22 protein-coding genes are annotated in these 21734 nt (G+C 50.5%); 11 read left to right on the forward strand and 11 right to left on the reverse strand.

The genetic code is table 11. From position 1 onward, the window contains the following. Positions 1-108: 108 nt before the first annotated feature. From sdaA to pabB, 3 genes are all read right to left on the reverse strand, one after another. Positions 109-1473 (reverse strand): L-serine ammonia-lyase, encoded by a 1365-nt coding sequence (sdaA, locus tag A0G03_RS00870; RefSeq protein ID WP_048260281.1) that lies wholly within the window; start codon positions 1471-1473, stop codon positions 109-111. A 339-nt stretch (positions 1474-1812) separates the two neighbouring features. Further along, complete coding sequence (locus A0G03_RS00875; RefSeq protein ID WP_048260279.1) at positions 1813-2406, reverse strand: CoA pyrophosphatase; 594 nt, start codon at positions 2404-2406, stop codon at positions 1813-1815. Then, the gene (pabB, locus tag A0G03_RS00880) at positions 2407-3861 is read right to left on the reverse strand and encodes an aminodeoxychorismate synthase component 1 (protein WP_048260278.1); all 1455 of its coding nucleotides are present in this window, start codon (positions 3859-3861) and stop codon (positions 2407-2409) included. Between the two features lie 130 nt (positions 3862-3991). Here pabB and A0G03_RS00885 point away from each other — a divergent pair, with 130 nt between their 5' ends. Beyond that, positions 3992-4234 carry a YoaH family protein gene (locus A0G03_RS00885; RefSeq protein WP_048260587.1) on the forward strand — a complete coding sequence of 81 codons (243 nt, stop codon included), beginning with the start codon at positions 3992-3994 and terminating at the stop codon, positions 4232-4234. A 29-nt stretch (positions 4235-4263) separates the two neighbouring features. Here A0G03_RS00885 and A0G03_RS00890 read toward each other — a convergent pair whose 3' ends face one another. Next, positions 4264-4608: a RidA family protein gene (locus tag A0G03_RS00890; RefSeq protein ID WP_048260276.1), complete on the reverse strand. Its 345-nt coding sequence runs from the start codon at positions 4606-4608 to the stop codon at positions 4264-4266. A 195-nt stretch (positions 4609-4803) separates the two neighbouring features. Between A0G03_RS00890 and yoaA the strand changes: the two genes are divergently transcribed. From yoaA to rnd, 5 genes are all read left to right on the forward strand, one after another. Next, entirely contained in the window at positions 4804-6723 is a 1920-nt protein-coding gene (gene yoaA, locus A0G03_RS00895) for a DNA repair helicase YoaA (RefSeq protein WP_048260274.1), read from the forward strand. Positions 6724-6837: 114 nt separating this feature from the next. Continuing rightward, positions 6838-7539, forward strand: coding sequence for a tRNA (adenosine(37)-N6)-threonylcarbamoyltransferase complex dimerization subunit type 1 TsaB (tsaB, locus tag A0G03_RS00900; protein WP_048260272.1), 702 nt, complete (start codon positions 6838-6840; stop codon positions 7537-7539). Between the two features lie 98 nt (positions 7540-7637). After that, positions 7638-8267, forward strand: a complete 630-nt coding sequence (locus A0G03_RS00905; protein WP_048260270.1) for a Slp family lipoprotein — start codon at positions 7638-7640, stop codon at positions 8265-8267. 338 nt (positions 8268-8605) lie between these two features. Beyond that, positions 8606-10291, forward strand: a complete 1686-nt coding sequence (gene fadD / locus A0G03_RS00910) for a long-chain-fatty-acid--CoA ligase FadD (protein WP_048260584.1) — start codon at positions 8606-8608, stop codon at positions 10289-10291. 143 nt (positions 10292-10434) lie between these two features. Continuing rightward, positions 10435-11559: a ribonuclease D gene (gene rnd, locus A0G03_RS00915; RefSeq protein WP_048260268.1), complete on the forward strand. Its 1125-nt coding sequence runs from the start codon at positions 10435-10437 to the stop codon at positions 11557-11559. Positions 11560-11779: 220 nt separating this feature from the next. On the opposite strand, the gene minE is transcribed toward rnd, so the two are convergent. The 3 genes from minE to minC are packed head-to-tail and all read right to left on the reverse strand — an operon-like array spanning position 11780 to position 13572. After that, positions 11780-12049, reverse strand: coding sequence for a cell division topological specificity factor MinE (gene minE, locus A0G03_RS00920; protein WP_011093926.1), 270 nt, complete (start codon positions 12047-12049; stop codon positions 11780-11782). A 3-nt stretch (positions 12050-12052) separates the two neighbouring features. Next, positions 12053-12865 (reverse strand): septum site-determining protein MinD, encoded by an 813-nt coding sequence (minD, locus tag A0G03_RS00925; protein WP_048260266.1) that lies wholly within the window; start codon positions 12863-12865, stop codon positions 12053-12055. Positions 12866-12885: 20 nt separating this feature from the next. Further along, positions 12886-13572, reverse strand: coding sequence for a septum site-determining protein MinC (minC, locus tag A0G03_RS00930; protein WP_048260263.1), 687 nt, complete (start codon positions 13570-13572; stop codon positions 12886-12888). Between the two features lie 136 nt (positions 13573-13708). On the opposite strand from minC, the gene A0G03_RS00935 reads away from it, so the two are divergent. The 3 genes from A0G03_RS00935 (at position 13709) to A0G03_RS00945 (ending at position 15517) form a co-directional block, all read left to right on the forward strand. Further along, the gene (locus A0G03_RS00935; protein ID WP_048260261.1) at positions 13709-13966 is read left to right on the forward strand and encodes a YcgL domain-containing protein; all 258 of its coding nucleotides are present in this window, start codon (positions 13709-13711) and stop codon (positions 13964-13966) included. A gap of 341 nt (positions 13967-14307) precedes the next feature. Further along, positions 14308-14964, forward strand: coding sequence for a fumarylacetoacetate hydrolase family protein (locus tag A0G03_RS00940; protein WP_039300151.1), 657 nt, complete (start codon positions 14308-14310; stop codon positions 14962-14964). Positions 14965-15070: 106 nt separating this feature from the next. Then, the gene (locus A0G03_RS00945) at positions 15071-15517 is read left to right on the forward strand and encodes a YcgN family cysteine cluster protein (protein ID WP_048260258.1); all 447 of its coding nucleotides are present in this window, start codon (positions 15071-15073) and stop codon (positions 15515-15517) included. Positions 15518-15592: 75 nt separating this feature from the next. On the opposite strand, the gene A0G03_RS00950 is transcribed toward A0G03_RS00945, so the two are convergent. Next, positions 15593-16003 (reverse strand): hypothetical protein, encoded by a 411-nt coding sequence (locus A0G03_RS00950; RefSeq protein ID WP_053075312.1) that lies wholly within the window; start codon positions 16001-16003, stop codon positions 15593-15595. Between the two features lie 365 nt (positions 16004-16368). Between A0G03_RS00950 and A0G03_RS00955 the strand changes: the two genes are divergently transcribed. Continuing rightward, complete coding sequence (locus A0G03_RS00955) at positions 16369-16566, forward strand: DNA polymerase III subunit theta (RefSeq protein ID WP_010275471.1); 198 nt, start codon at positions 16369-16371, stop codon at positions 16564-16566. A 94-nt stretch (positions 16567-16660) separates the two neighbouring features. Here the strand turns inward: A0G03_RS00955 and dsbB are convergent, their stop codons facing one another. After that, positions 16661-17191 carry a disulfide bond formation protein DsbB gene (gene dsbB / locus A0G03_RS00960; protein WP_048260256.1) on the reverse strand — a complete coding sequence of 177 codons (531 nt, stop codon included), beginning with the start codon at positions 17189-17191 and terminating at the stop codon, positions 16661-16663. Between the two features lie 194 nt (positions 17192-17385). Further along, on the reverse strand, positions 17386-18966 hold the full coding sequence (nhaB, locus tag A0G03_RS00965) for a sodium/proton antiporter NhaB (protein ID WP_048260254.1): 1581 nt from the start codon (positions 18964-18966) through the stop codon (positions 17386-17388). A 230-nt stretch (positions 18967-19196) separates the two neighbouring features. On the opposite strand from nhaB, the gene fadR reads away from it, so the two are divergent. Then, positions 19197-19916 (forward strand): fatty acid metabolism transcriptional regulator FadR, encoded by a 720-nt coding sequence (gene fadR, locus A0G03_RS00970; protein WP_039300136.1) that lies wholly within the window; start codon positions 19197-19199, stop codon positions 19914-19916. Between the two features lie 106 nt (positions 19917-20022). Here the strand turns inward: fadR and A0G03_RS00975 are convergent, their stop codons facing one another. Continuing rightward, the gene (locus tag A0G03_RS00975) at positions 20023-21564 is read right to left on the reverse strand and encodes a SpoVR family protein (RefSeq protein WP_048260251.1); all 1542 of its coding nucleotides are present in this window, start codon (positions 21562-21564) and stop codon (positions 20023-20025) included. Positions 21565-21734 lie beyond the last annotated feature (170 nt).

Raw genomic sequence — 21734 nt, forward strand, 5'->3', positions numbered from 1 at the left:
TTATGATTAAGACGGCTTTATTAAATAAATTGAATTTTCAGAGGTAGCCAGAAGGTGTGGGAAAGGATGGCGGGGATACCCCGCCTCCTGTTCGATCGTGTCGTACTTTTAATCACATTGCACTTTGATCGCCAGCCCGCCTCGTGAGGTTTCACGGTATTTGGCGTTCATGTCTTTACCCGTCTCGTACATGGTTTCAATGACCTTATCCAGCGATACACGGGCTTCACTGGTGCGGCGGGTAGCCATGCGAGCGGCGTTAATCGCCTTAACGGAGGCAATCGCGTTGCGTTCGATGCACGGAACCTGTACTTGGCCCGCAACCGGATCGCAGGTTAGGCCCAGATTGTGTTCCATCCCGATCTCGGCAGCGACGCAGACTTGTTCTGGGCTAGCGCCCATCAGTTCTGCCAGCCCAGCGGCTGCCATGGAGCAGGCTACGCCCACTTCACCCTGACAGCCTACTTCAGCACCGGAGATAGAGGCGTTCATTTTGTACAGAATGCCAACTGCGCCTGCCGCGAGGAAATAACGAATATAAATGGTTGGGCTAACCGGCTCGATGAAGTGGTCGTAATAGGCGAGGACGGCTGGGACGATACCGCATGCGCCATTCGTTGGTGCGGTTACCACACGGCCCCCCGCGGCATTTTCTTCATTCACTGCCAGCGCGAACATATTAACCCAGTCCACCACGTTCATCGGGTCGTTGGATAGCTTATCGGAAGACACCAGTATACGACGCAGCGCTGAAGCGCGACGAGGAACGCGCAGCGGGCCGGGTAAAACGCCTTCGGTGTTCATGCCGCGATCGATGCAGGCACGCATTGTCTGCCAAATGTCGGCAAAGTACGCGTCAATATCCTGTCGGCTATGCAGTGCCAGCTCGTTCCGCATCACCATCCCGGAAAGCGACAGGCCATTCTGTTTACAATGGTCCAGCATCTCTTTGGCGGAATTGAATGTATAAGGAACGGAGACGTCGTTGGCGGCGTCTTTGCCAAAATTCTCGGCATCAACGATGAAGCCACCGCCGATAGAGTAATAGGTTTTGCTATAAATTTCTTTATTGCTGGCAAAGGCGGTGATGGTCATACCGTTTTCATGCAACGGTAAATTTTCGCTGCGGAAAACCATCCCACCTTCGCGTGGGAAATCGACCTCGTGCTGTCCGTTAGCCAGCAGCAGGCGTCCGCGTTGCTCAACATCGCGGATAAAGCCGGGAATCGCATCAATATCAACGGTATCCGGCATGTTTCCCGCCAGGCCCATGATGATGGCGATATCCGTATGGTGTCCTTTACCTGTCAGCGACAGAGAACCATACACATCGACGGCAATACGCGTAGTCGCGGTCAGTAAATCCTGATTGATCAATTCATCGACAAATTGCTTACCGGCTTTCATCGGTCCAACCGTATGAGAGCTAGAGGGGCCAATACCGATCTTAAACATGTCGAAAACGCTTATCACGCGAAACTCCTTAAAGACTCAGGATCGTATCCGGAATTCTCTGGTCGCCTGCTTTTAGTTCTGGCGAGACATGACCTGAATTGTAGTGGATATATACCCAAAGATTAGAATAAAACTCGTCAAATCGCGCTATTGTAGTGTGGAATATGTTGCATAGCTTTCTTTTTCGCATGAAATAAACTTATGCCTATGCATAATTTAACTTATCTCAAATATGACCTAAGTCATTGTAAATGTTATGTCTGAATGATTTTTATTCGGTAAGGACGCTTTTAATATGGGGATAATTAGTGGGGGAAAAGAAGTGTCGAGACAAAAACTGCCGAATGTGGCCCGTGCTTAGGGCCTGTCGGAAATTTGTAAAGCAAGCTGGTGGATGATGGCGGCGGTCAGTCCCCAGACAAACTGCTGCTGATACCAGGAGAGGTAAACCCGGTGCCGCTGCTGTTTACGCTCGATATCCAGTGGGTAATAGCGTGTCAACGCAAAAGCCTCGTCCAACGGCATTTCAAACAGGTCGGCGACTTCATCTTCATTAGGGTGGAAACGAGTCTGTGCGGCGATCAGCCCGACGACGGGCGTCACCTGAAAGCCACTAACGCTGTCCAACGGCGGTAAGACACCCAACACCTGTACATTCTCCGGTGGGATAGCCACTTCTTCCTGCGCTTCACGCAGCGCTGTTTCGATGATAGAACGATCCGTTTTGTCTGCCGCACCGCCGGGAAAGGCAACTTGTCCGGCATGCTTACGGAGATCGGCAGAACGGCGAGTCAATAATAGCGTGGGTGTCGGGTGACAAATAATCGGCACCAGAACCGCCGCCTGCCGTTGTTGATGAACGGGGCGTAGCGGTGGTGGAAGCTGTAGCTGAAAGCGCGTGATAAAGTCGTTCAGCGCAAACGCCGTTGGCGGCAAGGCGATCTCACTCATTTACTCGGTACCTGAATTGTTGGTCTGGGAACCATCCAGCAGGGGAAGAATGCGGCCCACTTTATCAAACGTTTCCTGATATTCAGCCTGTTCCTGACTGTCGGCGACGATGCCGCCACCTGCCCAACAGTAGATTCTGCCGCGTTCGGTTAATAACGTTCTGATGGTGATGTTGGTGTCCATGGTTCCACACACGCTAATGTAACCGACACTACCGCAGTAGGCATTGCGACGCTGAGGCTCTAGTTCCTCAATAATCTGCATCGCGCGGATTTTTGGTGCACCGGTAATCGATCCACCGGGGAAACAAGCGCGTAGCAGCGTGGTGGCAGGGCAATTTTCCGGTAGCAGTGCTTCAATTGTGCTGACCAGATGATGTACCGCGGGAAAAGGTTCGACGACGAACAGTTCAGGTACGCGAACGCTGCCCGGAACCGCGACGCGGCCGATATCATTGCGCAGAAGATCGACAATCATCAAATTTTCAGAGCGATCTTTCTCGGAGCTGGCGAGCCGCATGGCCTGTCGTTTATCGGCATCCGGGTCTGCGAGGCGCGGTAATGTACCTTTAATCGGGCGAGTTTGAATGTGATTATTTTCCAGCCAGAGGAAGCGCTCTGGCGATACGCTGATTACCGTATTTTCCGGCAGACGCAGGAAAGCAGAAAAAGGCGCTTTATTGCCTGCGGACAGTCGTAAAAATGCTTGCCATTCATCGCCCGTATAAGCCGCACAAAAACGCTGCGCCAGATTGACCTGATAGCAATCGCCCGCCAGAAGATAGTCCTGTATTTTGCGGAATTTTTCGCCGTATGCGTCGCGTGACATATTCGGCTGCCAGGCGCTGGCGAGACTGAAATCGGCTTTCGGGGGATCAACGGACGGATTGGCTAACCAGTCGAGCCGGGCCTGAAGAGAATGATGTACGATCAGCGTTAATGTTTGCTTGTGATGGTCGGCAACCAGCGCCCAGTCGTATAAACCAATCGCCATATCCAGCAGGTCGATATCCTGTTCTGCCTGTGTAGGTAGCGTTTCAATCTGACGCCCCAAATCATAGCCGAACAGGCCAAGTGCGCCGCCCTGAAACGGGAAATCAGCGTGCGTTTCGGTAGTCAGCGCCAATGCATCCAGCTGTTGTTGCAGAAGATCAAACGGGTCACTCTCTGAGGTATTGGTTACACCGCCACTTGTGGTTTCCGTCTTGCCTCCGCGTGTGCACAGCGTGGCTAGTGGGTCAGCGACCATGATATCGAAACGATTGTGCGGATGATCGGCAAACCCAGAATGCAGCAACATAGCCCACGGCTGTTGGGAAAAGGGCGCAAAGCGATCGAGCAGCACAGTCGGATAATAAGGCAGCGCGTGATAGAGAACGGCGGAGCCCGTTGCTGTGGCCGAATCGCTTATAGAATCTCTTTTATTAGTGACGTGAGTCGTATTGGCGGCAGTCATGTTTTTCGTGTTGTGTCTACTATTATGGTGTCGATTTTACTGACCACAGCGTACCACAAAGCAGAAATGCTGGTGTATGCCGAAGCGGGCATGCGATGATACGCGCGAATTTATCAACCAGGAAACAATCATGATTGCAGGTATGCCCGCGCTGACACACAAGCAGCAACAAGATGCCGTAGAGCGCATTCAGGAATTGATGTCTGAGGGCATGAGTAGTGGACAGGCTATCGCGCTCGTCGCGGCAGAAATTCGCGAAAACCATAAGGGTGGCAACGTCGCGATGATGTTTGACGAAGACGATGATGACATGGTTAATGATAGCGATGAAGAGCACCATTTTGACGATGGTGAAGAAGAGGAAGAACAGTAAGCGCGCTTCCCCTGCAAGACGTTGGTGGTTTATACCGCCGCGATTGCTTTTATTTCGACTTTAAATTTCGGATGCATCAACTTCGCCTGCACGGTGCAGCGTACAGGCGCGCTGCCAGCCACGACCCAGGCATCCCACGCGGCGTTCATCGCGGAAAAATCATCGGCATCGGCGAGAAAGATCGTCACGTCCAGCAGCTTGCTCTTATCCGTTCCCGCCTGTTTTAGGATCGCATCTATCGCGCTCAGCGCGTTTTCCGTCTGCGACTGAGCATCGTCATCCAGATTCTCCGGCACGCTGGTGTAATAGAGCGTGTTGTTGTGGATGACAGCATCTGACCAGCGTGCTTCAGGATTAATTCGTGTGATCGCCATGGGTGAGGTTTCTCCTAACGTAATAAAAGCGAATCGCCAAGCCTAACACAGTAGGTGCTGGCACGTGTTCCTGATTTAGGGTGGTAGCGGCGGGTGACTCTTGGCATAATCAGCGCGATATTTTGCCGCGACCTGAAACGGTTAGGGGCTTATAGATTTTATAAATAAAGCATTCCTTTGAAAAAGAGAGCAGGCGTGACGAACGATCGGGTAATCGATGATTTTGCTAATGACGGCGCGCTGGCGAAAGCGATCACGGGCTTCAAGCCTCGTGAACCACAGCGGCAGATGGCGCAGGCTGTCATGCGGGCCATTGACGACAAAACGGCGCTGGTGGTGGAAGCAGGAACCGGAACGGGTAAAACCTATGCTTACCTTGCGCCTGCGTTGCGTTCAGATAAAAAAGTCATCATTTCTACCGGGTCGAAAGCGCTACAGGATCAGCTCTATAGCCGTGATTTGCCGACGATTGCACAGGCGCTCAAGTACAAAGGCAAATTAGCGCTGTTGAAAGGCCGCTCGAACTATCTCTGTCTGGAACGGCTTGAACAGCAATCGCTGGGGGGCGGTGATTTACCCGGCGAAACGCTGAGCGAACTAGTCAGGCTGCGCGGTTGGTCGTCGGAAACAAAGGAAGGCGATGTTACGACCTGTGCAGGCGTGGCAGAAGACAGCGCGATTTGGCCATTAGTGACCAGCACCAACGATAACTGTCTGGGCAGCGACTGTCCGCATTATAAAGAATGCTTCGTAGTGAAGGCGCGGCGCAAAGCGATGGATGCCGATATCGTGGTGGTCAACCATCATCTTTATCTGGCTGACATGGTGGTGAAGGAGACGGGCTTTGCGGAGCTGATTCCTGAAAGCGATGTCGTTATTTTCGATGAAGCCCATCAGATACCCGATATCGCCAGCCAATATTTTGGCCAACAGCTTTCCAGCCGCCAACTGCTGGATCTGGCAAAAGACATCATCATTGCCTACCGCACCGAGGTACGTGATGCCTCTCAACTACAAAAAAGCGCCGATCGCCTGACGCAAAGTACGCAGGACTTCCGGCTAGCGCTGGGCGATCCGGGGTTTCGCGGCAATCTCCGCGATGTGCTTGAGCAGCCGTCGCTTCAGCGTGCGTTACTGTTGCTGGATGATGCACTGGAGCTGTGTTACGACGTCGCGAAACTGTCGCTCGGGCGTTCTGCGCTGCTGGATATTGCCTTTGAACGTGCCACTCTTTACCGCAACCGTCTGAAACGACTGAAAGACGTCCAGTTGCCGGGTTATAGCTACTGGTATGAATGCAATTCGCGTCATTTCGTGTTGGCGCTGACACCGTTGTCCGTCGCCGATCGCTTTCGTGAATTGATCAAAGATAAGCCCGCAGCCTGGGTGTTTACCTCTGCGACGCTGTCTGTTAACGATCAACTCTTTCACTTCACCGATAGGCTGGGTTTGGATAACGCCAAGACGCTCCTGTTACCCAGCCCGTTTGATTACGCCAATCAGGCACTGCTCTGCGTTCCTCGTAACCTGCCGGAAACTAATCGTCCCGGTGCGGCGAAAAGGCTGGCAGCAATGCTGCGGCCGTTGATTGAAGCGAATCAGGGACGCTGCTTTATGCTGTGCACCTCGCACCAAATGATGCGCGATTTGGCTGCCGAATTCCGTGCCTCGCTGACGCTACCGGTGCTGTTGCAGGGGGAAACCGGCAAAGCACAGTTGCTATCGCAGTTTGTATCGGCGGGGAATGCCTTGCTGGTGGCGACGAGCAGCTTCTGGGAAGGCGTGGATGTGCGCGGCGATACGCTCTCTTGCGTCATTATCGATAAATTGCCGTTTACCTCACCGGACGATCCGCTGTTGAAGGCGCGCATAGAAGACTGTCGCCTGCGCGGCGGTGAACCGTTCGACGATGTGCAGGTTCCTGATGCGGTGATTACCTTGAAACAAGGCGTGGGGCGTCTCATCCGTGATGTTGAGGATCGTGGCGTGATTGTGATTTGCGATAATCGGTTGGTGATGCGGCCGTACGGCGCAGTGTTTCTTAACAGCTTACCGCCGACACCGCGTACCCGTGATATTCAGCAAGCGATTACTTTCCTGACGCGTAACACATAATCCCCGCTGACGATTGCCGTATGGCCTGACCGATGGTGGGAAGGGCTGCGGCACGGCAGGGGCTTATGCTATGATACGGGTTATTAAGATTTATTTATCCTGCCTGAGGTTGGCATGTCTACGCGAATTCTAGCGCTTGATACCGCAACGGAAGCCTGTTCCGTCGCACTCTGGAATGAAGGTGAAATTCATTCTCTGTTCGAAATTTGTCCCCGTGAACACACACAACGTATTCTGCCGATGGTTCAGCAAGTGCTGGCTGACTGCGGCCTGGCGCTCAAGGATCTTGATGTACTGGCCTTTGGTCAGGGGCCAGGAAGTTTTACCGGTGTGCGGATTGGTATTGGTATTGCGCAAGGGCTGGCGCTGGGGGCGGATTTACCGCTGCTCGGTGTCTCGTCACTGGCGGCCATGGCGCAGGGCGCTTTCCGCCTGACGCAGGCGACGCAAGTGCTGGCTGCTATTGATGCGCGGATGGGAGAAGTGTACTGGGGCTGTTATCAGCGTGACGCTGACGGCGGCTGGCAGGGGGAATCCGAAGAGGCCGTATTAAAACCTGAACAGGTGCAGGCGTTAACTGCCGCGCTGTCAGGCGAATGGGTCACGGTAGGAACTGGGTGGGAAACCTACCCTGAGCTGGTCAATCATTCCTCGCTGGTGTTAGCGAAAGGTGACGTGCTGTTGCCACAGGCGCAGGACATGTTGCCGCTGGCCTGTCAGCTATGGCACGCAGGAAAAGCAGTCAGCGTTGAAAATGCGCAACCGCGTTATCTGCGCAATGAAGTGACCTGGAAAAAACTGCCTGGCCGCGAGTAGCTAAAACGCACATTTTTCATAAAGTATAACGGGAATAAACAGCAACTTATTCGATGCTGAGCAGTCTAACGATCAGATATCTGAAGAGGGGTTGTGCCATGCGTGTACAGATAAAAAGTATGCAAATGAAAAGTCTGCATCTGAATCAGAAAAAAGCACGCCTCTGTATGGTGGCGGCGACAGCGCTGCTGCTTTCAGGTTGTGTCACGGTGCCGGATGCCATCAAAGGCACGTCGCCAACGCCGCAGGACGATCTCGTTCGTGTGATGAATGCGCCGCAGATTTATGTCGGGCAGGAATCTCGCTTTGGCGGACGGGTAGTCAGCATCCGCAATGACGTGAATAAAACGCGCCTTGAGATAGCCAGTATGCCGCTAGATAGCGGGGCGAAACCACGGCTGGATATGCCGTCAGAAGGGCGCTTTATTGCCTATGTGAATCGCTTTCTGGAACCCGTCGATTTTAAAGACCAACTGGTAACCGTTGTTGGGCCGATTACTGGTACCGAACAGGGGGCTATCGGTGATAAACCCTATCGCTATGTTGTGATCGATGCGCAAGGCTACAAACGCTGGAATGTCGTGCAGCGTCTGATGGTGCCGCCCGGTGGTTATGGCTATGGGCCGTGGGGATGGCGCGCGGGTTACGGCTACGGTTGGGGCCCCGGATGGGGATTTGACGGCGGTTGGCACGGTCCGGCACGGATTGAGAATATCGTGACAGAATAAGAATAGGGCTATTTTACTTGTCATTTTGAACCTGGGCAGTGCTCAAAATCCTCACGTACTACGTGTACGCTCCGGTTTTTCCGCGCTGTCCGTGTCCAAACTGACTGCGCCAATAACGCCCTATGGGGTAGGCTCTAAAATTATTTTGTTGGACATAAAGAGATCAGGCGACGCAGGTCGCCTGATTTTTTTTGAATAAAGAATAAATTAGTGATCGTTCTCGCAACCTTAACATTGTTTGTTAGCTAACTGGTAGGCTGAGTTAAAATTATGTTAATAACAATATGCCTCTGAGGGCGACGACGATGCCACTAAAAAAATATCTCGGGAGTGACGTCTTGGAAAAAATTTGGTTATCACGCTATCCGGCGGACGTACCTGCGGAAATTGACCCGGATCGCTATTCGTCATTGATTGACATGTTTGAAAATAACGTGAGGCGTTATGCCGATCGACCTGCATTCATCAACATGGGTGAGGTGATGACGTTTCGCAAGTTGGAAGAGCGGAGCCGGGCGTTTGCGGCCTATCTGCAAAATCAGCTTAAATTGCAGAAAGGCGATCGCGTGGCGTTGATGATGCCCAACCTGCTGCAATACCCCGTTGCGCTGTTTGGTGTGTTGCGTGCGGGTATGGTGGTCGTCAACGTTAACCCGCTGTACACGCCACGGGAACTGGAACATCAGCTAAAAGATAGCGGGGCCAGCACGATTGTTATTGTGTCTAACTTTGCGCATACGCTGGAAAAAGTCGTTCATAACACGGCGGTGAAACACGTTATCCTGACCCGCATGGGCGACCAGCTATCCACGGCAAAAGGCACGTTAGTTAACTTTGTCGTGAAATACATTAAGCGACTGGTGCCCAAATACCATCTGCCGGATGCAATATCATTTCGTCGCGTGTTACAGGAAGGGCGACGTCAGCAGTACGTTCGGCCTGACATCATCAATAGCGATCTCGCCTTTCTGCAATATACTGGCGGTACTACAGGCGTGGCGAAAGGTGCCATGCTCACGCACCGCAATATGCAGGCGAATGTGGCACAGTGTCTTGCCGCTTATGGCCCGGTGTTGAAGGAAGGGAATGAATGGGTGGTCACGGCGTTGCCGCTGTACCATATTTTTGCTTTGACGGCTAACTGTCTGCTGTTCTTTGAGCTGGGTGGACAGAATCTGCTGATCACCAATCCCCGAGATATCCCCGCAGTGGTAAAAGAACTGAAACAGTATCCTTTTACTGCGATTACGGGCGTCAATACGTTGTTTAATGCGTTGTTAAATAATAAAGAATTCCATGAACTTGATTTCTCTACACTGCGATTATCCGTTGGCGGAGGCGCGTCAGTGCAACGGGCCGTAGCGGAACGCTGGGAGAAACTAACGGGTAAACATCTGCTTGAGGGCTATGGGTTAACAGAAAGTTCCCCTCTGGTGGCCGTGAACCCCTACGATCTCAAGCATTACAGCGGCAGCATCGGGCTGCCCGTGGCATCAACGGATGTCAGAATCATTGACGATAACGGCAACGATGTGGGGCCGGGCGAATCCGGTGAACTGTGGGTGCGCGGGCCGCAGGTGATGTTAGGGTATTGGCAGCAGCCTGCCGCCACGGATGACGTATTAAAAGACGGCTGGCTGGCGACAGGTGACATTGTCACGGCTGATGACGAAGGATTTCTGCGGGTGATCGACCGCAAAAAAGACATGATTCTGGTTTCCGGTTTTAACGTCTATCCGACGGAGATTGAAGACGTGATCAGCCGTCATCCAAAAGTCTCCGAGTCGGCGGTGATAGGGGTCGAGAATGAGGTATCCGGTGAGGCGGTAAAAGCCTTTGTAGTCAGACGCGATAACTCGTTAACGAAAGAGGAACTTATTACGCACTGTCGCCGTAATCTTACAGGCTATAAAGTGCCGAAAGAGATCGAATTCTGTGACGATCTGCCAAAATCTAACGTCGGGAAAATTCTGCGTCGTGAATTACGTGACGATAAGACGGCAAAGAAAGACGCTGCCGCCTGACGATTTTCCGCGAAAAACGACTGCCAGAGAGAGAGGCAGGACGCGATATGATGTTTTCACGCCGGTTTATCCGGCGTTCTTTTTTATGGCGATATGGATTTGACCCAGAACCGTAAAGTAAAAACAACCAAGAGAATGACGTTTTGAATTATCAGTTGATCACTTCCGACATCGGGTTACAACAGGTTTGCTCTCAGGCGCGACGCTTTCCGCAGGTGGCATTGGACACGGAGTTCGTCAGAACCCGCACGTATTACCCGCAATTAGGGTTGATTCAATTGTATGACGGCGAACAGCTTTCACTTATCGACCCGTTAACAATTACAGACTGGGCACCCTTTCAGGCGTTACTGCGTGACGAGCAGGTCACTAAATTCCTTCATGCAGGCAGCGAAGATCTGGAGGTGTTTCTCAATACGTTTGGAACATTGCCGACGCCTTTCATTGACACTCAGATTCTGGCCGCATTTTTGGGTAAGCCGCTTTCTTATGGTTTCGCTGCGCTGGTGGCTGACTACATGGGCGTATCGCTGGATAAAAGCGAGTCGAGAACGGACTGGCTTGCCCGACCGCTGAGCGAAAAGCAGTGTGACTATGCCGCTGCCGATGTGTTCTACCTGCTGCCGATGGCCATTCAACTGGTGGCAGATACGGAAACCGCAGGGTGGATGAACGCCGCGCTGGACGAATGTCTCCTGCTCTGTCAGCGTAAACAGGCTATTTTAGCCCCGGAGCTGGCCTATCGTGAATTTGGCAATGCCTGGCAGCTACGTGGCCGGAATCTGGCTTGCCTTCAGCGTCTGGCTGAGTGGCGTTTGCGCAAAGCGCGTGAGCGGGACAGCGCGGTGAATTTTGTCGTACGTGAAGAGAACCTCTTGCAGGTAGCGCGCTGTCTGCCTTCTTCGCTGGGAGAGTTAAGTTCACTAGGGCTGAGCGGCCCAGAGATCCGCTACCACGGGAAAACGTTGCTGGATTGTGTGGCGCAGACAGAAGGTATCTCTGACGCGGATTGTCCTCCGCCAGTGATTAATTTGGTCGACTATCCCGGCTATAAAAAAGCGTTTAAAGATATCAAGGCATTGGTGCAGCGCGCGAGCGAGCAGAGTGGACTATCCGCCGAATTGTTGGCATCACGTCGCCAAATTAATCGCCTGCTGAACTGGCACTGGAAATTAACGGGGCAAGATGCGAGTACGCCGGAAATGTTGTCCGGCTGGCGTGGGCAGCTATATGGCGCTGAGCTGCGTGAAATTGTGCAGAGCTATTAATCACTGGGAAATGAGTATTCTCAATACGCCTTATTTGTTGTGATGCTTCAATTATGGAAATGCAGCAAATAGGGTGACGAGAATATGGCGAAAAAACAAAATAAGAGAAATATAACTGGCTAAATATACAGTTATATTGTGAAGCGAAACGCATGTGATTTGAAGTATGACGGGAATAGATATCCCCTGCGTGAAAGCAGGGGATATTACAGCAGAAAAATCATTTAGGCGTTTCTTCCGCTTCCGGTAATGTAACGTTCAACTCAAGCACGGAAATATCATCTCCTTTTTGCTCAAGTTGAACTGTCACCATCTCAGGATCAATCTGTACATATCTACAGATAACCTCAAGAATGTCTCGCTTTAATTGCGGCAGATAATGAGGCTCGTTATCACCCCGGCGTCGCTCCGCGACAATAATTTGCAGCCGTTCCTTGGCAATATTGGCTGTCGTTTTTTTGCGGGACAGAAAGAAGTCCAGTAAAGCCATAATTTATCCCCCAAAAAGTCGTTTAAGGAAACCCTTCTTCTCTTCTTCAATAAAACGGAAAGGACGCTCTTCGCCAAGCAAGCGTTCAACGGTGTCTGCGTAGGCTTTACCCGCGTCAGCTTCAGCATCCAGAATCACGGGCTCGCCCTGGTTAGAGGCGCGAAGTACGGATTGATCTTCAGGAATAACGCCAATCAGCGGAATCCGTAGGATCTCAAGAACATCTTCCATACTCAGCATGTCGCCGCGGCTCACCCGTCCTGGGTTGTAACGCGTCAACAGCAAATGCTCTTTGATTGGGTCTTCAGAACGCTCCGCGCGACGTGATTTTGAGGACAGAATGCCCAGGATACGGTCGGAGTCGCGAACGGAAGAGACTTCTGGGTTGGTGGTGATAATCGCTTCGTCGGCGAAATAGAGCGCCATCAACGCACCTGTTTCAATCCCAGCTGGCGAATCACATACGACAAAATCGAACTCCATATCGCCCAAGTCGTTGAGTATTTTTTCAACGCCTTCATGCGTTAACGCATCTTTATCACGCGTTTGTGATGCGGGCAGAATGTAGAGGTTGTCTGTTCTCTTATCTTTGATCAGCGCCTGATTCAGCGTGGCATCACCTTGAATGACGTTCACGAAGTCATAGACCACGCGACGTTCACATCCCATGATCAGGTCGAGGTTACGCAGACCAATGTCAAAATCGATGACAACGGTCTTTTTTCCTTTCTGGGCTAAACCGGTAGCAATGGCCGCGCTTGATGTGGTCTTGCCAACGCCCCCTTTACCCGATGTAACAACAATGATGCGTGCCATAAATGTTTCCTTGGGAGATTCTAGTCTAGAGGTTTTATCGTTAAAACATTGTCCAGCTGGTTCAGGTTGATCCGCGCTGGCTGCCCAAAATATGCTTCCGGTATCTGGTCGCTTAGCCAGTAACGACCCGCGATAGAAACCAGTTCTGCGGCCAGATGCGTACAGAATATCTGGCTCTGAACATCGCCAGAAACGCCTGCGAGGGCTCGGCCGCGCATCATGCCGTAAATATGAATATTGCCATCGGCAATCACCTCTGCCCCTGCGCTGACGCTGCCCATGACGATTAAGTCACAGTTCCGAGCGTAAATCTGTTGGCCGGAGCGAACAGGGGTGTTGATAATTTTCGTTTTCACCGCAGCAGGAACGGCGGCGACGGGTTCGACTACCCGGCGTTGTGCTTTACCTTCGCTCAAGAGGGGAAGCCCCGCCTGTGCAATGATTTTCTTTAATGCGTCATCGGTACATCCGCTGACGCCAACGACATGCAGGCCCGTTGACGAAATAGCCTGCTGCAATTTTATCCAGTCGGTTTCCGCTGTTAATGCAGCAACATTAATGACAACGGGGGCATTTTTCAGGAAAGCAGGCGCTTGCTCTATTTTTTCCTGTAGTGCCTGGTAAATTACCTCGGGTTGGGAATCATGCAAATGAACAACCGATAAGGTAAAGCTGCTGCCTTTTAGCTCTATTGGCGTTTGTGACATCTATCCTGACTCAGTTTCAGCATCTTTTAATCCCTAGAGTAACATTTAAGGCATGATATTCCAGAGCGCTGTAAGCATGTTATAGTCACAATTATATACAGGCAAGATGGCATTCCCATCAAATAGAGTAAAAAAAATGTTTTGTGTGATCTATCGAAGTGCGAAACGCGATCAGACCTATCTTTATGTTGAAAAAAAAGACGATTTCTCACGTGTGCCGGAAGAATTAATGAAAAGCTTTGGCACGCCGCAGCTAGCGATGCTCTTACCGTTGAATGGACGTAAAAAACTGGCGAATGCCGATATAGAAAAAGTGAAACTGGCGCTACAGGAACAAGGTTTTTATCTGCAAGTTCCACCTCCGATCGAGAGCTTATTAAACACGCCCGTGTAAGTGTAAAGAAATAATACCAAGACGTACTTTCAGATAAAGCCGCAAACATAATTTGGCGTGGAATATCTCGACCATTAACATGATATTCCGCGCGATAAATATTCACCTTTTGAGTTTTACTCCGCCCTAATTTAATTGTTTCCATTTTTGATGCGTGATGACGTCGTCTTCAGACCACGCGATTGCCAGCCCGCGCTCCTGAAATCTGTTGGGGTAACCCCCGTTGCGATGATATAACGATGGTTTTGCACCATCGTGTTCTTATATAGCTGTTTTCCTTTTGGGCGAGTTCTGCGCCATGAAGGCAGCGATAATCCAACAGACAGGGCAGGAGAATACCCATGTATCAACACAGAGACTGGCAGGGCGCGCTACTTGATTTCCCCGTAAATAAAGTCGTTTGCGTCGGAAGCAACTACTCAGAACACATCAAAGAAATGGGAAGTGCGACCCCAAGCGAGCCAGTTTTATTCATCAAGCCTGAAACCGCGCTGTGTGATTTACGTCAACCCGTCGCCATTCCTAAAAATCTGGGATCGGTTCACCACGAAGTCGAACTGGCAGTGCTGATCGGTACGCCGTTAAAGCAGGCGAATGAAGAACGCGTTGCTCGCGCAATCGCAGGTTATGGCGTGGCGCTGGATTTGACACTGCGTGATTTGCAGTCCGAATTTAAAAAAGTGGGCCAGCCGTGGGAAAAGGCCAAAGCCTTTGACGGTTCCTGCCCGATCTCCGGTTTTATTCCGGTTGCCGAGTTTGGCGATCCGCAGCAAACCGATCTGGGTGTAAAAGTGAATGATGAAGTGCGCCAGCAAGGCAACACGCGTGATATGATTACGCCGATTCTGCCGCTGATTGCCTATATGAGCCGTTTCTTTACGCTACGCGCGGGCGATATTATTTTAACGGGTACGCCAAAAGGGGTCGGCCCGATTCTGTCAGGCGATATGCTGACGATTACGGTCAATGACCGGACGCTGAGCACGCGTATTATCTAACGCTCTGGCTGCCCGTGTTGAACAACGGGCAGCAAAACTTCCCCGCAGTGCCTGCCAGAATCACGCATCTTTTTTACAACGCTATCGATTTACAACAGGAAGAAACATGACTGAACGCCCTTTTTGGCAGCAAAAAACGTTGTCTGAGATGTCTGACGATGAATGGGAGTCGCTGTGCGATGGCTGCGGTCAGTGCTGTTTGCATAAACTGATTGATGAGGATACGGAGGAGATCTACTTTACCAACGTCGCCTGTAATCAACTCAATATTAAAAGCTGTCAGTGCCGTAACTATGAGAAACGCTTCGAGTACGAACCGGATTGCATCAAGCTGACGCGTGAAAACCTGCTGACGTTTAATTGGCTACCGGCGACCTGTGCCTATCGTCTGATTCATGAACGTGAAAATTTACCGCAGTGGCATCCACTGGTCTGTGGCACGAAGACAGAATTGCACCGCGAGCGTATCTCAGTCCGTCATATCGCCGTGCGTGAGAGTGAGGTGGTGGACTGGCAAGAGCATATTTTGAACAAACCTTCGTGGGCTAGGTGAGGCCGTAAAGTAAAGAGATTGTCACCGTGATGTGGGTAGACGCCACGGTGACGTGTTGCTGTGCGGTATTAAGTCCTACTGCTGTGCGGCGATTTTATCGTTTATGATTTTTGCTCTGTCTATCGACTGCTGATTCCTGTCAATTTCCTGTTGCACTAACTGATTTTGTTGTGACTGTTGATAGCGAATGGCGTCGGCCTCTGCTTCTTTTTGTTTGAAAGCAATATACTGATTTTGCAATTCAATTCTTGCTTCCAGATCATCCATTTCCCCTTTGTCCACTTTTTTTCCCAACACTTTTGCGTTTAAGACATAGAGTTTCAGCCAAGGTGTTGAAGCGAGTATGGGCTCTTCTTTTATTGAGTAATCCAGACAGGTCGCCATATCGCTGAGGCGAGGGTACCGCTTTTCGCATGCAGATTGGAGCTCGCTTGTTGTTGTACACGACGTCAACATCAGTGGAATAATGGCAAAAAGATATTTCATTACAGACTGCTTCCTTGTGAAAAACCACAGTAATTTTAAGTGATTATACTGTAATGAATGGCGGTTTTCTTCTTCATATTTTTAGGTTATGGCAGTGGGGATTTACACTATCGATAGCGATAAATAGGTAGGTATTGCAGGCATTGAATTGTAAAACTGTAACCCGCATCACAATGTTTCATTAATGATGTTAATCTGCTGTTTTCTAAGTCTATCTTCCATACTCCATTCAAGTTTTTGCTAGGAGTTAATGTATTTTTCTTCTTTTCGGCAGAAGTCGAGTGGCGGAGGCTGAGGGCTTCCCTGTGTTATTGCTAGCGTGTTGTATAATTTTAAAGCAATCAAACCAGCAGGAGGGAGAGCATGTGATTAACTTTGAGAAAATCATTCTTGAGTACAGCGAGCAGTACACCGACTTTGCTGCCTCCACCATTGCTTTTATGGAAAGTCAGGAAAAAAAGATCGACGCAGATGAAATATCACGAAGAATTCCGCAGGAAAAGAGACCTTTTTTCAACGAACGATTAGGCCATTATCGCGATATCTACAGACCACAGCAGTGAGGGTTGGCACAACCTGTGAAGCGTAGAAACAGTTACCAGAAGCCCGACAATCGTCTCGTCGGGCTTTTCGGTCTATTTCTTAACAGATTATGTACTAGCGGCTGAAGAGGTCGCGTCGCTTCGGACGGAAAGGTTGAGCGATCAACACCAGCACGGCAATCACCAGATAAGCGGCGAAGATGCCAAGCAGCCATTGTGGCATTTCCATAGAGAGAAATTCCCACTGACGTACTGAACAATCACCTGTCGCATTGAAAATGGCTGGGAGCCATTTGTCTAAAGGCAACCATGACGGGAAGCTGACAAAGAAATCACAGGTGGTAAACGGCGACGGATTCAGCAGAATATCCGTGTGTTTCCAGGCCAGTCGAACCCCTTCGTAAGCACTGTATATCCATAACGCGATGGCCGGGTAACGTAATGCGGTTGATGGCGCGACGGCACCAACAATACCTGCCGCGAAGACGCCCCACAGCGCACAGCGTTGGTAGATACACAACACGCAGGGTTTTAATAACATAACGTGCTGGAAATAGAGCGCAGTCAATTCTAATGCTAAAGCAGTAAACGCCAGCAGCAGCCACGCACCACGTCCGCGTGAGCAACGATTAAGAAATCGCAACATAAAAATATTCCATGCTAAACATGACTAAAGCAGCAGTGTAAACCGTTCAGGTTTCACTGCCATCATTTCACTGTGCAAAACGTAACAATATGTTTATTTGATGCTTTTCTATCATTTTACGGCGGCGAAACCGCTATTGATAACGTCATCAAGACGGAAATTGTCGCCACCGTGATTACTATACACGATCGTGATTATGAGTGACTGCCCGATATGGTCAAATTTGGCAAAGAAATCCAATGATTATTCATCAAAAACTCAGTAAACGGCACGAGCGTGAACTCAACGCAAAGTAACCCGACCAGCGTCATTACAATCGTGTAAGGCAGCGCCATGATCACCATGCGTCCGTAAGACAGGCGGATAAGCGGAGCCAGCGCGGAGGTCAGCAGGAACAGAAATGCGGCTTGCCCATTTGGTGTGGCGACGGAAGGCAGGTTAGTGCCGGTATTGATCGCCACGGCGAGCAGCTCAAATTGGGGTAAGGATATTTTGCCATTCTCAAACGCATTGCGTGCCTCGTTGATATAAACCGAACCAACAAATACGTTATCCGATATCGACGATAGCAGGCCATTGAACAGATAAAACTGTGTCAGCTGGGCGCTATCAGAAGATTGTAAGACGTAATGGATAATCGGTGAGAACAACTGCTGATCGATAATGACGGCGACGATGGCAAAGAAGACCGTCAGCAGTGCGGTAAACGGCATGGCATCCTGAAACGCTTTGCCGATAGCGTGTTCTTCGGTCACGCCACAGAACGTTGTGGCCATAATAATCACGGAGAGGCCAATTAACCCAACTTCGGCCAGATGAAATGCCAGCGCAATAATGAGCCAGACGCCAATCACGGCCTGCACGAGTAAACGCACTTTATCCTGCGGTGTGCGCTTTTCTGTCATGTCCCGATCGTAATCCTCAAGCACGCGGCGCACGTTATCCGGCAGGTTTACCCCATAGCCGAACAGCTTGAAGCGTTCGACCAGCACACAGGTCAGAACGCCGCAGATAAAGACGGGCACGGTCACTGGTGACATGCGTAGGAAAAAGCTGACGAAATCCCAGCCTGCGCTTTTCGCGATAATCAGGTTCTGAGGTTCGCCAACCATCGTCATCACCCCACCCAGCGCGGTACCGACGCCAGCGTGCATCATCAGACTACGCAGAAATGCACGGAATTGCTCCAGCGTACGATGATGTTCCTCGCCGTTTAACGCGCTGTCATCGCTGATATCGGCTTCGTCTTCACCTTGTTGAGAGGCGAAGCGGTGGTAAATACCATAAAACCCGATAGCGACGCTGATGACGACGGCAATCACGGTCAACGCGTCTAAAAAAGCAGAGAGAAACGCAGCCGCCATACAGAAGGCGAGTGAGAGCAGGGGTTTAGAATGGATGCGCAGTAGCAGTTTGGTAAACACAAACAGCAGCAGTTGCTTCATGAAGTAGATACCTGCCACCATAAACACCAACAACATCAGAACTTCAATGTTCCCCGTGACTTCATGCCACACCTGTTGTGGGTTGGTCATGCCGATGAGTATCGCCTGTAGTGCCAGCAGGCCACCAGGCTGTAGCGGATAACATTTCAGCGCCATGCCGAGCGTAAAAATAAACTCCACGACCAATAACCAACCGGCCCAAAACGGGCTGACAAAATAGAACAGCAGCGGATTAATCAGTAAGAAAGCAAAAATAGTCAGTTTGTACCAGTCTGGCGCGTATCCCAGAAAGTTTTTTAACAGTGCACGGTGGAAGGGCATGGCGATCATAATGGGAGGGGAATCCTTATTCGTTATAATAGTTTGATGGTTTTTATCATATAGTAAAAACTTTACAAACGGCCATAAGTCTACCGTTCTACGCTGTAAGAGAGCGGTTTGCAGTCACAATTTTTCATTGAAATGGTTCGGGGTCTGAGTACGGCGCTATATCATGATTCTTTCGTCTGGTATTATGATTCGGCTTTTTTCGGCAATCACCGCTACGGATTATCAAACACATGGTTATAAAGGCGCAAAGTCCGGCTGGATTCGCGGAAGAATACATTATCGAAAGTATATGGAATAACCGTTTTCCTCCTGGCTCTATTTTGCCCGCGGAAAGAGAGCTTTCCGAACTGATCGGCGTGACCCGTACTACCTTGCGAGAGGTGCTTCAGCGCTTAGCGCGCGATGGCTGGCTGACGATACAGCACGGGAAACCGACAAAGATTAACAACTTTTGGGAAACCTCCGGCCTCAATATTCTGGAAACGTTGGCCCGACTCGATCACGATAGCGTGCCGCAATTGATCGATAACCTGCTGGCTGTGCGCACCAACATCGCCGCCATCTTTATTCGGACGGCGTTACGGCATAATCCGGAAAAGGTGCGTGATGTATTGACCCAGTCAAACGCTGTGGACGACAGCGCGGAAGCCTTTGCGCAACTTGACTACAATGTGTTCCGTGGTTTGGCGTTTGCCTCCGGCAACCCGATTTATGGCCTGATCCTGAACGGTCTGAAAGGATTATATATTCGCGTAGGGCGATACTATTTCTCCAACCCAGAAGCCCGCAAACTGGCGGTGAACTTCTACAGTCGGTTGGAAACGTTGCGTAGCGAAGAGTTGTACGATCAGGTTATGGATGTCGTTAGACATTACGGTAAAGAAAGTGGAGCGATCTGGCATTCTATGCAGAGCGCGATCCCGCGAGATATCGCGGAAGTGCGCCGCTAAGACGTCATACGCTTCATCGCGAAAACGTGAAAAGGGGATTCAGGTATTGCCTGAATCCCCTTTGTTTTTTATCGGCGAGACTTTTCACCAGTGTAACGGCGTTCTGCTATGCAGATGCCGCTCCGTTACGCGGCGGGCAGCGCTCTATCAGCTCAATGCTCCCATCTGCATTAGCCTGCTCCAGATAAACGTCGAAGCCCCACAGGCGGTGAACGTGTTTCAACACTTCCTGGCTGCTTTTATCCAACGGTGCGCGGTTATGTGGAACATAGCGCAGCGTTAGCGCCCGATTGCCGCGCAAATCCACATTCCAGACCTGAATGTTTGGTTCCAGATGGCTCAGGTTGTACTGTGCGGACAGCTCCTGCCGGATCAAACGATAACCTTCTTCGTCGTGAATTGCGGCAATTTCCAGGTAGTTGTTTCGATCATCGTCCAGCACGGTGAATAGCCGGAAATCGCGCATCAATTTAGGCGATAAGAACTGGCTGATGAAGCTCTCGTCCTTAAAATTCTGCATCGCGAAATGCAGCGTATCGAGCCAATCTTTACCTGCAATATCAGGGAACCAGTAGCGATCTTCATCCGTCGGCGACTGACAAATACGTTTAATGTCCTGAAACATCGCGAAGCCCAGCGCATACGGATTGATGCCGCTGTAATACGGACTGTTATACGGCGGCTGATAAATCACGTTGGTATGGCTGTGCAGGAATTCCAGCATGAAGCGCTCAGAGACACGGCCTTCATCATAAAGATGGTTGAGAATGGTGTAGTGCCAGAAGGTCGCCCAGCCTTCATTCATCACCTGAGTCTGCTTCTGCGGATAGAAATACTGACTGACTTTCCGTACGATGCGCAAGACTTCTCGCTGCCAGGGTTCCAGCAACGGGGCGTTTTTCTCCATAAAGTAGAGCAGGTTTTCCTGCGGCTCTTGTGGAAAGCGTCTCGCTTGTTCCGGTGCGGCACCCTGTTCGCGGCGCGGTAAGGTTTTCCAGAGATCGTTCACCTGACTTTGCAGGTAGGCTTCACGACTTTTCTGGCGAGATTTCTCCTCTTCGAGCGAGATTTTTTGCGGACGTTTGTAGCGGTCAACGCCGTAGTTCATGAGAGCATGACAGGAGTCAAGCAGTCGCTCTACCTCGTCCACGCCATAACGCTCTTCGCATTGTGCGATGTATTGTCGGGCAAAGAGCAGGTAATCGACGATAGAGCTGGCATCGGTCCAACTGCGGAACAGATAATTACCCTTGAAGAATGAGTTGTGTCCGTAACAGGCGTGCGCCATGACGAGCGCCTGCATCGGCAGCGTATTCTCTTCCATCAAGTACGCAATACAGGGATCGGAGTTAATAACGATTTCGTATGCCAATCCCTGTTGCCCATGTTTGTAACGTTGTTCGGTTTCAATAAATTTCTTTCCGAACGACCAGTGGGAATAGTTAATCGGCATACCTATGCTGGAATAGGCATCCATCATTTGTTCTGAGGTGATTACTTCAATCTGGTGAGGATAGGTCGCCAGACGGTACAGCTTGGCTACTCGATCAATCTCGTCGAGATAAACCCGCAATAACTCAAATGTCCAGTCCGGTCCATCACTCAGGCGAAGTGTTTTTTTTACCTGATTATCCGTCGATATAGCCATCAGCGCGCCCCCTAACATAACAAGCCTGTACGTGAGATCCCGTTTACTACTTTCCCGCTAGCTCCTGTCAAAAAATCATCGTGGTTCATTTAGTTATAGCTGAGCTTTGGACACGCGGCAATTGACGAATTGACCGCATTCAATGGATAAATATCGCTGATGGGATAAAA

The sequence above is a fragment of the Pectobacterium peruviense genome, assembly GCF_002847345.1.
Taxonomy (GTDB): Bacteria; Pseudomonadota; Gammaproteobacteria; order Enterobacterales; family Enterobacteriaceae; genus Pectobacterium; species Pectobacterium peruviense.

What these genes read in the sequence shown, in the direction of transcription:
- A0G03_RS00875 (WP_048260279.1), bottom strand. Translation starts at nt 2,406, where the DNA reads ATGAGTGAGATCGCCTTGCCGCCAACGGCGTTTGCGCTGAACGACTTT.
- pabB (WP_048260278.1), bottom strand. Translation starts at nt 3,861, where the DNA reads ATGACTGCCGCCAATACGACTCACGTCACTAATAAAAGAGATTCTATA.
- A0G03_RS00885 (WP_048260587.1), top strand. Translation starts at nt 3,992, where the DNA reads ATGATTGCAGGTATGCCCGCGCTGACACACAAGCAGCAACAAGATGCC.
- A0G03_RS00890 (WP_048260276.1), bottom strand. Translation starts at nt 4,608, where the DNA reads ATGGCGATCACACGAATTAATCCTGAAGCACGCTGGTCAGATGCTGTC.
- tsaB (WP_048260272.1), top strand. Translation starts at nt 6,838, where the DNA reads ATGTCTACGCGAATTCTAGCGCTTGATACCGCAACGGAAGCCTGTTCC.
- A0G03_RS00905 (WP_048260270.1), top strand. Translation starts at nt 7,638, where the DNA reads ATGCGTGTACAGATAAAAAGTATGCAAATGAAAAGTCTGCATCTGAAT.
- minE (WP_011093926.1), bottom strand. Translation starts at nt 12,049, where the DNA reads ATGGCTTTACTGGACTTCTTTCTGTCCCGCAAAAAAACGACAGCCAAT.
- minD (WP_048260266.1), bottom strand. Translation starts at nt 12,865, where the DNA reads ATGGCACGCATCATTGTTGTTACATCGGGTAAAGGGGGCGTTGGCAAG.
- minC (WP_048260263.1), bottom strand. Translation starts at nt 13,572, where the DNA reads ATGTCACAAACGCCAATAGAGCTAAAAGGCAGCAGCTTTACCTTATCG.
- A0G03_RS00935 (WP_048260261.1), top strand. Translation starts at nt 13,709, where the DNA reads ATGTTTTGTGTGATCTATCGAAGTGCGAAACGCGATCAGACCTATCTT.
- A0G03_RS00940 (WP_039300151.1), top strand. Translation starts at nt 14,308, where the DNA reads ATGTATCAACACAGAGACTGGCAGGGCGCGCTACTTGATTTCCCCGTA.
- A0G03_RS00945 (WP_048260258.1), top strand. Translation starts at nt 15,071, where the DNA reads ATGACTGAACGCCCTTTTTGGCAGCAAAAAACGTTGTCTGAGATGTCT.
- A0G03_RS00950 (WP_053075312.1), bottom strand. Translation starts at nt 16,003, where the DNA reads ATGAAATATCTTTTTGCCATTATTCCACTGATGTTGACGTCGTGTACA.
- dsbB (WP_048260256.1), bottom strand. Translation starts at nt 17,191, where the DNA reads ATGTTGCGATTTCTTAATCGTTGCTCACGCGGACGTGGTGCGTGGCTG.
- nhaB (WP_048260254.1), bottom strand. Translation starts at nt 18,966, where the DNA reads ATGATCGCCATGCCCTTCCACCGTGCACTGTTAAAAAACTTTCTGGGA.
- fadR (WP_039300136.1), top strand. Translation starts at nt 19,197, where the DNA reads ATGGTTATAAAGGCGCAAAGTCCGGCTGGATTCGCGGAAGAATACATT.
- A0G03_RS00975 (WP_048260251.1), bottom strand. Translation starts at nt 21,564, where the DNA reads ATGGCTATATCGACGGATAATCAGGTAAAAAAAACACTTCGCCTGAGT.